This is a genomic window from Photorhabdus akhurstii, from assembly GCF_019090985.1.
Classification (GTDB): Bacteria; Pseudomonadota; Gammaproteobacteria; order Enterobacterales; family Enterobacteriaceae; genus Photorhabdus; species Photorhabdus akhurstii.
In genome coordinates, this window is the sequence record NZ_CP020335.1 from 851,636 (window position 1) to 865,655 (window position 14,020).

Below are 14,020 nucleotides of genomic sequence, written 5' to 3' on the forward strand. Positions count from 1 at the left end.
CAGGTTTTCAGGGTTGATATTCAGTAATGCAAACTTCTCTTTCTGATGCATATATGCAGCGCTTTGCCGGGACTGCCCGTTTATATGGACAAAAAGCGCTTTCTTTGTTTTGCCATTCTCATGTTTGTGTTGTGGGTATCGGTGGTGTGGGCTCTTGGGCGGCGGAGGCTTTGGCTCGTACAGGAATCGGTGCTATCACTTTGATTGATATGGATGATGTTTGTATCACCAATACCAACCGCCAATTACATGCTTTAAAACAGCATATTGGGCAACCAAAAACCGAAGTGATTGCCGAACGTATTCTGGCGATTAATCCAGAGTGTAAAGTGACCTGTGTTGATGATTTTCTCACACCCGATAATGTTGAAGAGATGATGGCTGCTGGATTCAGTTATGTGATTGATGCTATCGATAGTGTCAGACCAAAAGCGGCGCTGTTGGCTTATTGTCGTCGCCATAAAATTCCGCTGGTGACAACCGGTGGCGCTGGTGGGCAACTTGACCCGACACAGATTCAGGTTGTTGATTTGGCGAAAACGGTTCAGGACCCTTTAGCGGCTAAACTGCGCGAAAGGTTGAAATCTGATTATCGTGTTGTGAAGAATGGTAAAGGTAAATTGGGCATTGACTGTGTGTTTTCAACTGAGCAATTGGTTTATCCGCAGAGTGATGGCTCTGTTTGCACCGCGAAAAGTACCGCAGAGGGCACTAAACGTATGGATTGCGCTTCTGGTTTTGGTGCCGCAACGATGGTCACGGCGACATTTGGGTTTGTTGCGGTTTCCCATGCCCTAAAAAAGATGGTAGCTAAGGCGCAACGTCAGGGTGATCTTTGATATAAGATTTTGCGGCGTTTTGTACGGTATTAATCAGCGACTTGACGCCATTCAACCGTGAGCCGCTTATCTGTTGTTCCAGCCCAAGTTGATGGAATAGCGCCAACAGGTTGGTTGCCAAAACTTGTTCCGGTGTTTTTCCTTCTACGGCAGTCAGGAGCACTGCTAGCAGGCCTTTTACAATGCGGCCTTCGCTGTCGCCATAAAAATGCAGATGACCGTCTGGCAGTAATTGATGCCCTAACCAAACCCGGTTTTCACAGCCGGACATTTCAGTGTCTTGCTGTTTTAAATTTTCAGGCAGTGCGGGCAGTTTCTTTGCCAGTAAGATTAACTGGCGATAACGATCTTCCCACTGGCGACATTGGTTAAAGGTTGCAATAAGCTGTTGTTGGCTGATTTCCCGGCCAAATGGGTGTGGTGCAATCCGGTTTTCAGCGGTTTGAGTCATAATGTCATTCATCTTGTAATTCATTCATCCTGTAATAGAGAAAGGCCAAATTTTACTGCTTGAATTAAGGCATCGGCATCTTGCCGGTTGTTGTAAGGCATAAAGGAGGCGCGCAAACAGCCTCTGATACCTAAAGCTTCGATCAGTGGTTGGGCACAGTGCTGACCGGAGCGTAAGGCAATATTTTGTTCTGCCAGAATAGCTGCCAGATCACTGTGATGAATGTCGGTAAAATTAAAAGCCAATAAGCTAGAACCGGCAATGCGATAGCTGGTAAATCCGGGTAAAGCGGAGAGTTGTTCTTCGGTATAATCGGCAAGTGTGACCGCATGGGTTTCGGCTTTGGCAATATCAATATCTTTCAACCATTCCAGCGTGGCAGAAAAACCAATAATACCTGCAACATTCGGTGTACCTGCTTCAAACCGGAAAGGCACCGCTTCTGGTATAAAATCGCTGAATGAAGTGTGGGAGAGCATTTTTCCGCCGCCTTGCCAGGGAGACATGGCATTAAGTAATTCACTTTTACCATAAAGTACACCAACGCCGTTCGCGCTGTAGAGTTTGTGAGCAGAGAATGCGTAGAAATCGATATCTAATTGTTGGACATCAATGGGATTGTGAACAACGCCTTGTGCGCCATCGACAACGACTAGACAACCGTGTTGGTGTGCTATTTCTGTTATTGCAGTGAGATCAACTGTTCCGCCAGTCACGTTGGACATTTGGCTGATTGCTATCAGTCGACTATGTTTGTTTATCAGTTCAGGCAGAATGTTGATATCAGGCACTTTACCATTGCCTAGAGGCCATTTAATAACTCTGGCGCCGGTTTGTTCTGCCAACATTAACCAAGGGATCAGGTTGGAATGGTGCTCCTGTTCACTCACTATAATTTCGTCACCAGGCTGGAGATGAGTACGGAAATAACTTTGAGCAACTAGATTGAGGGATTCCGTTGTTCCTTTTGTCCAGATAATATTTTCAGCTTGTGGCGCGTTGATGAGTTCGGCAACCTGCTGCCGGGCCAGTTCATAGCGGGATGTGATTTCCTGCGCTGCTTGGTGCTGACTACGATGTACGGTAGCGCTACTGTTTTGATAATAATTTTGTGTTGCCTTTATCATGGCTTGTGGTTTGAGTGCGGTGGCGGCACTATCCAGAAATACTGTCTGTTTTTGTGTAGAAAATTGTTGTGATGGAAATTGTTGTGCTGGAAGCTGTTGTAGCGCTGGAAATTGCTGGCGGAACTGTTCTGGTTCGAACTTTTTCATAGATATATTAATTTTGTTTTGGTGGTTATGGTGCTTAACCATTTGTTTCTGGCTGAAAATGGATATACCTGTCATCTTTCAAGTTGCCTCTTTGTTGGCTGCACTCACTCACCCCGGTCACATAGTTATCTATGCTCCCGGGGATTCGCTCCCTTGCCGCCGCGATGCATCTTGAAATCCATAGGGTATAGGTTATTACATTGAATAATATTGCCATGTTCCGGTCTTTATGCCAAAAAAAAGCACCGCAACTGCGGTGCATTAAAAAATCACTATGGACAGACAGGGTAAATGTACAGGAAGTGAAAAAAAACAGTAGCTTAAGCTACAGGGTCTGGTTTCCCAGACAACTTGCAAACACAACATCACAACCACAAAGCCAAAAGTTTCATAGCGTTAAGCTGATTCACTTTTCGTTCCGGCTTAGGAAGTGGCGCCACTATAGGGATTTACTGGAGTATCCTCAATGGACAATTTATAATGATTCGGATTACAAAAACTAATAACTAAATATAAAGAGTTACCGGTATCGCCAACATTACATAAGGGCTCACATGTCCAAACGTTTACCACCACTTAATGCGTTGCGGGTTTTTGATGCCGCAGCGCGCCATTTAAGTTTTACTAAGGCGGCAGAAGAATTATTTGTGACTCAGGCCGCAGTTAGCCATCAGATGAAAAGTCTGGAGGATTTTCTTGGGTTGAAATTGTTTCGTCGTCGCAATCGCTCACTATTGTTGACTGAAGAAGGTCAAAGCTACTATTTGGACATTAAAGAGATATTCACGGCGATAAATGAAGCAACACGTAAACTTCAAGCCAGAAGTGCCAAAGGAGCTTTGACGGTTAGCCTCTCACCTAGCTTTGCTATCCAGTGGCTGGTTCCAAGGCTGTCCAGTTTTAATTTAGCGTATCCTGGCATTGATGTCAGAATACAGGCGGTAGACAGAGAAGAAGATAAACTTGCTGATGATGTTGATGTTGCCATATTTTATGGCCGTGGAAATTGGCCGGGGTTACGTACTGATCGTCTTTACGCAGAATACTTGCTTCCCGTTTGTTCTCCTTCGTTACTGACTGGAGATAATCCTTTGAAAACCCCCGCAGATTTGGCGCGTCATACGTTGTTACATGATTCTTCTCGTCGTGATTGGCAAGCGTATGTGCGCCAGCTTGATATGCAGCAGCAGATAAATGTTCAGCAAGGACCGATATTTAGCCACAGTGCAATGGTGATCCAAGCCGCTGTTCACGGGCAGGGTATTGCACTGGCGAATAATGTCATGGCTCGGACTGAAATTGATGCGGGGCGCTTGGTTTGCCCATTTAATGATGTGTTAGTGAGTAAGAATGCATTTTACCTTGTTTGTCATGACAGTCAGGCTGAATTGGGGAAAATTGCCGCATTCAGACAATGGGTTTTGGCACAGGCAGCCAGTGAGCAGGAGAAATTGGGCTTTATTACCAATGAGTAAGAACGGAATAAGGCATTCGGGCTGTAAGAGCTCTCAGATAGAATATGAAAAAGGAAGATAACAGTGAATAGTCGCTTAATGCTTATCTTTGCTGGTTTCAGTGGTTTTTTCTACGTGGCGTTTGGGGCTGTAGGGTCACATTTATTATCTCCGATGATGGAAAAATATCAGATAAGTTGGATTGATCTCGGTCTGCAATATCAGGGGATTCACACTCTGGCAATGATGGCGATGTCTGCCATGCTAATGCGTAAAGTTGTGCTCTGGTTTTACTGGAGTGGCGTCTTTTTTGCAGTAGGTATTTTGTTGTTTAGCGGCAGTCTCTATTGTATGGCCTTATTGCAGGTTAAATTTTTCACTTATATTACGCCAGTTGGAGGGTTCAGCTTTCTTATCGGCTGGTTTTTAGTATTAATTGGCGCTTTGCGTCTAAGGAAATCGGCGCTTCGCCATGAATAAAATTGCTTTATATTGCCGCCCTGGTTTTGAAAAAGAGTGTGCAGCAGAAATCACTGATAAAGCGGGGCAAAAAGAGATTTACGGTTTTGCCCGGGTGAAAGATAACAGTGGCTATGTCCTGTTTGAGTGTTATCAACATGAAGATGCTGATCGGCTGATTCGTGAGATCCCATTTCGCGAGCTGATTTTTGCCCGCCAGATGCTGGTTGTGGGTGAATTATTGCGAGATTTGCCTCCTGAAGATCGGATAAGTCCGATTATTGGTATGCTGCATGGTGTCATTGAGCGTGCAGGCGAGTTACGGGTTGAGGTGCCTGATACTAATGAAAGTAAAGAGTTATTAAAATTCTGCCGAAAATTTACTGTTCCGTTGCGTAGTGCTATGCGGCAGGAAAAGATCTTGCTGATTCGGGAAAATGTTAACCGCCCGGTGATACACGTTTTCTTTATTGCTCCGGGTTGCTGTTATGTTGGTTATTCTTACAGTAACAATAACTCGCCATTTTATATGGGTATTCCCCGGTTGAAGTTTCCTTCGGATGCGCCAAGTCGTTCAACATTAAAACTGGAAGAAGCGTTTCATGTTTTTATCCCATATGACGAATGGGAAGAGCGATTAGCTAGCGGTTTATATGCGGTTGATTTAGGTGCGTGTCCGGGTGGTTGGACTTACCAACTGGTGAAACGTAGTATGATGGTGCATGCGGTAGATAATGGCCCAATGTCGGAAAGTTTGATGGATACGGGGCAAGTTAAACATCACAAAGTTGATGGTTTTAAGTTTGAACCTTCGACAAAAAACATTTATTGGCTGGTATGCGACATGGTGGAAAAACCGGCAAAAGTGACGCAGTTAATGGCAGATTGGTTGGTTAATGGCTGGTGCCGGGAAGCCATTTTTAATCTTAAATTACCGATGAAAAAGCGTTATGAAGAAGTTGCTCATAATTTGCAGAAAATGAACTTGCAATTAAAAGAGGGTGGTGTAAATGCACAAATTCAGGCAAAACACCTTTATCATGACAGGGAAGAAATAACGGTTCATGTCCGTCGTATTTGGTCTGCTTATGCAGCTAGCCGGAATGATTACTAATTCACGATTGTTCATCATCATTCTGGAATAAACCGATAAAATAAGCTTTCCTAAAGCGCCTCAGTTATATTCTGAGGCGTTTTTTTCAATATTGAATGACATTATTGCATTTTGTCCCTCATTACTGTGTGGAGTAAAATGAGTGTGTTAGAAGGATTTAATTCATTTTTTCAGTTAAGAAAGTATCACATAATGCTCTGTTATGAGGTGATTTTATTTAATGTGACAGTGAATTATTGTATGATTTGCGTCTTAAAATTGTTGATTTTTTCACTTGACTTAAGGTAAATAGCGAAATGAATATATTATTATAATCGTTTAATTAAACGTAAAATTAGTGTGAAACAACTTAATAAATTAAGATTATAAAATTGAAATAGTGAAATAGATCGTGTTTTTAATGGGTTTAATTATGATATTAAATGAAAACAATATTTTAATTATATCAAAATTAAATTTATTGTTTATATTTGTCAATTATTAATAGATGTTGCTATTATTATTTTATGTTAAAAAATTACGAATATAATTTAATTATATTGGGAAAAGTGCTTTAGAATAAAGTAAATATTAACTGCTCTGTGATATATGTTTTTTATTGATTTAATTAAGTTGCTATTAATTTGTTTAATAATATATAGGTGTTTACTGGTTTAGAGTCTTTCCATATATGTCATATCGTTCAATATTTCAGTCGAAGGTGGTAGATTATTCTGATTTTGCCTATTCATATAACGGCTTGGGATAATTGCTGATTAAAATTATCAGTAATAATGCTATAAATTTTTTAAAGTTTACTTCATGGATAGTTAAATAAATAGATAATTAATTCGTAAGAAAATACCGCTATGAAATTAGCGGTATTCTTTTCGCCTTAAATAGTTATGTTATATAAAACAATCGCTTATTTGTTTTATGTTATTTTTATCACGTTTATATTAAAAAAATATGTTAATTGCTTTTTACATAATTAACTTTAATGTTACGTTTATGTGAAAGGGATTTTAGTTGTTAATTTGTATGACCAGGGTCGGTCTGTGGTTTTCAGGTTTTATTGACTTGTATTTAATAAAATAAAAAGATTTTTATATCTAAGTCCTGAATTTATGGAGAAATATATGTCTTTAAAGAAGAAAATTTCATACTCGGAAGACAAAGACGTTAGCGGTTCAGAGAAGGCAAATGAGTTGCTGAAATGGTTACAGGCTTATATACCAGGTAAAGATTCTAATATTGTTGTTGAACATGAGCCCAGTAAAGATGCTGCTAAAGAATTAATCCGGGGTGATTATCGTTGGGGGCATCAGGACGACGATAAATCTAAAGCTTTCCAATTAAAGTATACTTTTCTGGAGAGTAAGCCGGATGATATGCCGTGGCATATTTCTGAATTTTCAGCATTTAATGAAAAACAAAAAGCTGCGGCGAAACTGTCAATACAATCTTGGGCTGATGTGGCTAATATCAATTTCGTTGAAACCACTGATGCCAAAGAGGCAAATATCACTTTTGGGTTCTTTGATGTTAGTTTGACGGGGAGTTATGCATTTGCTTATCTGCCAAGGCCAGAGAAGACGCAGTTAGGGACTTGGTATAACGCCAAAAGCCGTACTTTCTCAAACAATGATATTGATGTGAATGGCTATGGCCGTCAAACGTTTACTCATGAAATTGGCCATACTCTGGGGTTACAACATCCGGCTGATTATAATGCGTCTGATGAGGTAAGCCCAACTTATAAGAACAGCGCTACTTATTTTGAAGATAGCCGTGCTTATACCGTCATGAGTTATTTCAGTGAGAAAAATACGGGTCAGGACTTTAAAGGTATTTATTCTTCTGCGCCATTACTTAACGATATTTCTGCCATTCAGGCGGTATATGGCGCGAATAATACAATCCGTGCTGATGACACAGTATATGGCTTTAATTCCAACACAGATCGTGACTTCTATACCGCAAAAGATGAGAACAGCAAACTGTTGTTCACCGCTTGGGATACAGGTGGCAATGATACGTTTGATTTCTCTGGTTTTACTCAGGATCAACACATCAATCTGAATGAAGCCTCTTTCTCTGATGTCGGTGGACTGAAAGGTAACGTCTCTATTGCCCGTGGCGTCACGATTGAAAATGCGATTGGCGGCAGTGGTAATGATGTTTTGATCGGGAATGATGCCGCCAATACTCTGAAAGGTGGAGCGGGTGATGACATCATTTACGGTGGCTTGGGAGCAGATAATCTTTGGGGCGGGGAAGGCAAAGATACCTTTGTCTACCTGAGCGCCAAGGAATCACCGCCGCTTGAGCGTGATTGGATTCATGACTTTGTTTCAGGTGAAGACAAGATTGATGTGTCATTGTTCGATCTGGGTGAAGCCGGGAAGGGGGGCGTCAAGTTTGTAAGGGAATTCACGGGTGAAGTCGGAGAAGCGGTGCTTCGTTATAACACGGTTGATAAGGTGAATGATTTTGCCATTAATTTGGGCGGTAAATTTTCCTACGATGATTTTTGGGTGAAGATTGTCGGAGAGCCAATATTAGAGTCTGATTTCATTCTTGCATAACACAACAACACAACCGCATCTGATTTAGATGCGGTTATTCGTTTGGAGGCGGCATGGTTTTTGCAGCTTGGTATCTGAAATTTGCATTCTTTGTTGCTCTTACATTCAGCATTATCGGAGGAAGTATGGCAAGTAGTCTTGTTCTCCCACACGCCAGTGAATTGAAAGGCGTGTGGCAACTGTTGGATAAACATCAACAATGCGATGTGTCATTGACTGACCAACCCTTACCGGAGGGATCAATTTGGTCACTTAGTGGTGATAACGATTGTTTGGCGTATATGTTTGGCGAAGTGCCTGCCGGTTGGCGGCCTACGCCAGATGGCCTCACAATTACTGATGAACAGGGTAGCAGTTTGGCTTTCTTTGCTAATGAGCCAGATGGCTGGTTTGCCCGCTTTGCCGATGGTCGGGAATTAATGATAAAGCCCAATAAGACTAATAAGAAAAATGAATAAAAAGGAAAACATTAACATCAGATAGTTATATTTTTAAAAAAATAAAAATAAGGAAATAGTGTGAAATTACTGCTCCCGAAGGATGAAATTACTGATGTCATTCGTGCTCGTAGCCGGGTATTTTGGGCTATCGGGTTGTTCACTGCCTTTATTAACCTGCTGATGTTAGTTCCGTCTGTTTATATGTTGCAGGTTTATGACAGAGTATTGCCGTCGGGCAATGAAATCACTTTGCTGATGTTAACTCTGATTACCCTCGGCATGTTTGCCATGATGGGAATGCTGGAATATATCCGTAGCATGATTGTCATCCGCATTGGTAGTCAGCTTGATATGAAGCTGAATAACCGGGTTTATACCGCATCTTATGAATCAAATCTGAAAAATGGCACCACTGATGCAGGTCAGATGCTTAATGACTTGGCAAATATCCGCCAGTTTCTGACGGGTAACGCCTTGTTTGCCTTCTTTGATGCCCCTTGGTTTCCAATCTATCTGCTGGTCATTTTCCTTTTTAACCCTTGGCTTGGTCTGTTATCACTGGGAGGCGCGCTGGTATTGATTGCCTTGGCTGTGCTGAATCAGTGGTTATCAAGTCAGCCGTTATCCGAAGCCAGTAAACTTTCTCTACGTTCAGCGAGTCTTGCCAGTACTAATTTACGTAATGCCGAAGTCATAGAGGCGTTAGGTATGTTACCGGTACTACGTCGGAGATGGTTTGGGTTACATGAGCGTTTCTTGGATTTCCAGCGCATTGCCAGTGAGCGGGCTTCGGTGATTAATTCAGTCACTAAAACAGTGCGTTTGGCCTTGCAGTCATTGATCCTCGGATTAGGAGGCTGGTTAGCGATTGGTGGGCATATTACGCCGGGCATGATGATTGCGGCTTCAATTTTGATGGGACGCGCACTTTCACCGATTGAACAATTGATCCAAGCCTGGAAAGGCTGGAGTGGCGCTCGTTTGTCATGGCAACGGTTAACCAACTTGTTGGAACAACAACCGGAACGCAAACCGGGCATGTCATTGCCCGCGCCAAAAGGCAATTTGTCCGTGGATAAAGTTTCCGCAGCGCCTCCGGGAAGAAACAGTAAGGTTGTGTTAGAGGATGTTAGCTTTTCGTTGGATGCCGGTGATGTGATGGGATTAATTGGCCCCAGTGCGTCTGGCAAATCGACTCTTGCCCGGTTACTAGTCGGAATATGGCCTGCACAGGAAGGGGTTGTTCGTCTGGATAATGCAGATATTTATCAGTGGAATAAAGATGAACTAGGCTCTTCAATCGGTTATTTACCACAGGATATTGAGTTATTTGGCGGCACGATCGCTGAAAATATTGCTCGTTTTAATGAAGTGGAGCCGGAGAAGGTGGTACAGGCGGCAAAAAAAGCGGGCGTTCATGAGCTGATATTAGAACTTGATAAAGGCTATGACACCGTAATTGGTGCTGGAGGTGTTGGGTTATCTGGGGGGCAGAAACAGCGAATTGGCCTTGCGCGTGCACTATATGATGAGCCGTCATTGGTGGTGTTGGATGAACCTAATTCCAGCCTGGATGAGGCAGGAGAAAGAGCATTGAATGAGGCGATTTCTCAGCTTAAAGCGCAAGGAAAAACGGTGATTGTCATTACTCACCGTACCTCATTGTTATCACAGACAAACAAAATATTGTTACTGGTTCAGGGGAAAATGAAGATGTTCGGTTCATCTCAGCAGGTGATAGCCGCTTTATCACAAAGAAATAACAGTCAGGAACACTCTGCAACCAAAGCCGTCGCGCAGGCATCATAGGTAACAATAGGTAAATGTGCATTTAATTATAATAATATCAAATAGCTGAGACGGAGATTTCTGTCCGGGAGTGGATATGTCTGATCAGATTACGCCGGTAAGAGATGAAAAAGGATTATTGCCTTTGGAAGAAAGGCATTTTTTACGACTAGGATGGTTAGTGATTGGTGTGGGGATCTTGGGATTTCTCATTTGGGCAGCATTAGCGCCGTTGGATAAAGGGGTGGCGTCTTCGGGTGTGGTGGTTGTGGATGGTAATCGTAAAACAGTTCAGGCCCCGGCAAGCGGTATTATCAGCCAGATTAAGGTTGTTGAGGGAGAAACAATAAAAGCGGGTCAGACACTCGTCCAGCTCAGTCAGGTACAGGCAAAGGCACAGGTCGATGCGATTCAGGATCAACTGTATACCACGTTGGCAACGGAAGCCCGTTTATTAGCCGAGCAGCATGGTGATGAAGTGTTAATTTTCCCCGACATATTACAGCAATTACAATCTGAACCGCGGGTGAATGAGATAACCGAACTGCAAAAACAACTTTTTAAATCACGCCGTGAAGTATTGAGAAGCGACCTGGAAGGGCTTGAGCAGTCCGTCGAAGGAATAAATTTTCAAATTAAAGGGCTGAAATCTTCCCTTCTCAGTAAGCGCATGCAGCAGGGGGCGCTTAAGGAGCAGATAACAAATCTAAAATCTTTAGCGGATGAGGGCTATTTTCCGCGTAATCGTTATCTGGAACTTCTGCGTGAACAGGCTGAACTAAACAGCAGCACGGCGGAAATGGCAGGACGAGCGGGTCAGCTTGAAAAACAGTTACAGGAAACACAACAGCGTATTATTCAGCGCAAAGCAGACTATCAGCGGGAAGTGCGTACGCAATTAGCGGAGGTGCAGGTTTCCGCCAGTGAATATAGAAATAAGTTGGATACCGCACAGTTTGAACTGACTCATACCTCAATTGTCGCGCCGGTTGACGGTACTGTTGTGGGGTTGAATGTTTTTACCCAAGGTGGGGTTGTTGCCCCCGGCGAAAAACTGATGGAAATTCTGCCGACCCAAGTGGCGCTTGAAGTGGACGCTCGTGTGGCGGTTAATTTGGCGGATAAGATTAGTAAAGGGTTTGATGTGGACCTGATGTTCACCGCTTTTAACCAGAATCGTACGCCAAAGGTTGAAGGTAAAGTCGCGATGGTTTCCGCGGATAGGTTGGTCGATCCAGTAACCAGTCAACCTTATTATCATATGAAAGTGGTTGTCTCTCCTGAGGGAATGGAAAAATTAAAAGGGTTGGATATCAGGCCAGGGATGCCGGTTGAGGTGTTTGTCAAAACGGGTTCCCGCTCTCTGTTAAGTTATCTGTTTAAGCCATTGTGGGATCGGGCTTCAACATCGTTGATAGAGGAGTGATTATGAAATTGAATAATGCTTCTTTATCCATTGGTTTGCTGATTCTTTTTAGCGTCAGTTTGTTCTCTTTTCCTACATGGGCATTGAGTTTGACGGAAGCCTATGCGCTGGCGTTAGAAAATGATCCCACTTTTCTCGCTGCCGTGAAAGAGCGGGAAGGCGGTGAAGAGTATGAAAAGCTCGGCAGGGCAGAACTGTTCCCTAAGGTAATGATGTCTTATCAGAATTCACCACGGAATTGGCAACATATGGAGTCTGTTGGCTATGACTTCTGGGGCAGGAAAACAACTAGCAGCCGGGATCGCCAATATAACAGTTATAACGCGGCTATTGTGTTGACACAGCCATTGATCGATTTTGAGATATGGGCTCGTTATAAAGCCAGCCAGGCTCACACTTTGATGAGCAATGAGCGTTTTCGGGCAGATTTTCAGCAACTGGCTGTTCGGGTCGTGAATGCTTACGTAGATGTGGCTTATGCACAGGATCAAATCGATTTAGTGATAAGCCAGAAAATGGCTTATGAAAAGCAACTGGAACTGAATAAGAAATTGTTTACTTCTGGTGAAGGGACACGTACTGATGTGGTGGAAACGCAATCCCGTTACAGTCAGGCGATTGCCGATGAGATAGCCGCCAAAGACGATTTGGATGCGGCGATCCGAAGTTTACAGCTCATTGTGGGTGTTCCTCTCCCTATTGATTTGCCTGTGCAACGGCTATCAGATAAAAAGCGTTTTCAGATATTGAGGTTGTTGCCTGAGCGTTATGAGGAGTGGGAAAAATTGGCATTGGCTAACAACCCGGTTTTGGCTGCTTCTCGTCAGGAAGTGCAAGCCGCGTACCATGAAGTGCAGCGTAACCGGGCAGGCTATTTACCCAAGCTGGAGTTCTACGCTTCCCATTCTGAAAACGAATCCAGTAGCGATAATACCATAGATCAAAAATATCGAACCGATACCATTGGCTTGCGGATGAGCATGAATATCTATAATGGTGGCGCGACGTCTGCTTCTGTACGTCAGGCGGCGGCCAACTATGGCAGGACTAAATATGATCTTGATGCTCAGGCCGGAGAAATCCTCAATGCATTACGTCGCAATTATAATCAGTACTTAAATAGTGAAAAACGGATTAGTGCTTATGAGATGGCGGTTGAATCAGCTAGCTTGCAGGTAGACGCGACCAGTAAAAGTGTTGCGCTTGGACAGCGGGTCAATGTGGATGTCTTGAATGCTGAACAGCAGTTATATACCGCTCGACGTGATCTCTCACAAGCAAAATATAATTATATTAAGTCTTGGATCGGCCTGCTTAATGAGGCCGGAGAATTAAAAGGCGAACATCTGGATAAGATAGCTAAGTATTTTCGTTAGGTTGAAGTATTTCCGTTAGGTTAATGTTGTCAGCCGGAGTTGTTGCAGATTACCATTTAAATCTAGATCGGTACGTAATGATGCAACTTCCCGGCTGATAAACGCCATTTCTTTATTGGATTCTAGTTTATTGCGCCATTTATCGGGTTGTTGGTCGAGGTTCTGGAACAGATTATCCAGTGTACCGGCCTGTTGCAGTAAAGTGGCGGCGGTTTTCGGCCCGATCCCCTGAATCCCCGGAATTTTACTGCTGCTTATCCCAGCCAAACCCCAATAATCAGGTAGTTGTTCTGGTAAAACGCCAAACTCTTGCCGAACAAATGGCATATCCAACCAGCGTTTTTGAAAGTAGTCACGGATACGGATATTGGGTGAAAGTAGCTGGCAATACCCTTTATCGGTAGAAACAATAGTCACGTTGTGACCAGCAGAAGTCACTTTTACCGCCAGTGTCGCTGCCAGATCGTCAGCTTCGTGTCCCTCGGCATGCCAGCAGGCGACCCCTTGTTGCTCAAATGATGCTCTTATTTGTGGCATTTCTTGTTGCAGATTGTCAGGCATGGGAGAACGGCCGGCTTTGTAGTCCGGTAATATCTGATGACGCCAACTGTGACTGCGATTCTCTTCATCGAATACTGCGACGGCATGTGTGGGATGAGTATGTTGGATAAGCTGCCTTAGCGCATGTTCACAGGCAGGAATGCATGGACTGCCCTGCACAGCATGAATGCGTCGGATAAGGTTAAGAGCATCAACAATAAGAAGGTGTATCATATGGAATCACTTTAAATGGCACAATGCTCCATCCGTGGAGCGCGAATATTTTTTCAGG

Annotated in this window: 12 protein-coding genes; 9 read left to right on the forward strand and 3 right to left on the reverse strand. The window is 43.3% G+C overall.

The features are described from left to right. The first annotated feature begins 26 nt into the window (after positions 1–26). Positions 27–839: a tRNA cyclic N6-threonylcarbamoyladenosine(37) synthase TcdA gene (tcdA, locus tag B0X70_RS03660; RefSeq protein ID WP_217470903.1), complete on the forward strand. Its 813-nt coding sequence runs from the start codon at positions 27–29 to the stop codon at positions 837–839. Here tcdA and csdE read toward each other — a convergent pair. Together csdE and csdA are read right to left on the reverse strand one after the other, a co-directional pair. After that, positions 811–1,290 carry a cysteine desulfurase sulfur acceptor subunit CsdE gene (gene csdE / locus B0X70_RS03665; RefSeq protein ID WP_217470904.1) on the reverse strand — a complete coding sequence of 160 codons (480 nt, stop codon included), beginning with the start codon at positions 1,288–1,290 and terminating at the stop codon, positions 811–813. The genes tcdA and csdE overlap by 29 nt on opposite strands. A gap of 20 nt (positions 1,291–1,310) precedes the next feature. Then, positions 1,311–2,564, reverse strand: coding sequence for a cysteine desulfurase CsdA (gene csdA / locus B0X70_RS03670; RefSeq protein ID WP_217471668.1), 1,254 nt, complete (start codon positions 2,562–2,564; stop codon positions 1,311–1,313). Between the two features lie 554 nt (positions 2,565–3,118). On the opposite strand from csdA, the gene B0X70_RS03675 reads away from it, so the two are divergent. The 8 genes from B0X70_RS03675 to B0X70_RS03710 all read left to right on the forward strand — a co-directional run bounded on the left by B0X70_RS03675 (position 3,119) and on the right by B0X70_RS03710 (position 13,188). Continuing rightward, complete coding sequence (locus tag B0X70_RS03675) at positions 3,119–4,039, forward strand: transcriptional regulator GcvA (RefSeq protein ID WP_046394375.1); 921 nt, start codon at positions 3,119–3,121, stop codon at positions 4,037–4,039. 63 nt (positions 4,040–4,102) lie between these two features. Then, a complete protein-coding gene (locus B0X70_RS03680; protein WP_036781562.1) occupies positions 4,103–4,498 on the forward strand; it encodes a DUF423 domain-containing protein in 396 nt (131 codons plus the stop codon). Further along, the gene (gene rlmM, locus B0X70_RS03685; protein WP_036781560.1) at positions 4,491–5,591 is read left to right on the forward strand and encodes a 23S rRNA (cytidine(2498)-2'-O)-methyltransferase RlmM; all 1,101 of its coding nucleotides are present in this window, start codon (positions 4,491–4,493) and stop codon (positions 5,589–5,591) included. The genes B0X70_RS03680 and rlmM overlap by 8 nt, the downstream gene beginning before the upstream one ends. 1,106 nt (positions 5,592–6,697) lie before the next feature. Further along, positions 6,698–8,158, forward strand: a complete 1,461-nt coding sequence (prtA, locus tag B0X70_RS03690; RefSeq protein WP_264302089.1) for a serralysin — start codon at positions 6,698–6,700, stop codon at positions 8,156–8,158. A gap of 53 nt (positions 8,159–8,211) precedes the next feature. Further along, the gene (locus B0X70_RS03695; protein WP_217470906.1) at positions 8,212–8,616 is read left to right on the forward strand and encodes a protease inhibitor Inh/omp19 family protein; all 405 of its coding nucleotides are present in this window, start codon (positions 8,212–8,214) and stop codon (positions 8,614–8,616) included. A 60-nt stretch (positions 8,617–8,676) separates the two neighbouring features. Then, a complete protein-coding gene (locus B0X70_RS03700) occupies positions 8,677–10,407 on the forward strand; it encodes a type I secretion system permease/ATPase (protein WP_217470907.1) in 1,731 nt (576 codons plus the stop codon). A gap of 76 nt (positions 10,408–10,483) precedes the next feature. After that, positions 10,484–11,812, forward strand: a complete 1,329-nt coding sequence (locus B0X70_RS03705; RefSeq protein ID WP_181150161.1) for an HlyD family type I secretion periplasmic adaptor subunit — start codon at positions 10,484–10,486, stop codon at positions 11,810–11,812. A gap of 2 nt (positions 11,813–11,814) precedes the next feature. Continuing rightward, on the forward strand, positions 11,815–13,188 hold the full coding sequence (locus tag B0X70_RS03710) for a TolC family outer membrane protein (RefSeq protein WP_105395270.1): 1,374 nt from the start codon (positions 11,815–11,817) through the stop codon (positions 13,186–13,188). Positions 13,189–13,203: 15 nt separating this feature from the next. Here B0X70_RS03710 and xni read toward each other — a convergent pair whose 3' ends face one another. Continuing rightward, positions 13,204–13,962, reverse strand: coding sequence for a flap endonuclease Xni (gene xni / locus B0X70_RS03715; protein WP_217470908.1), 759 nt, complete (start codon positions 13,960–13,962; stop codon positions 13,204–13,206). Positions 13,963–14,020: the final 58 nt, after the last annotated feature.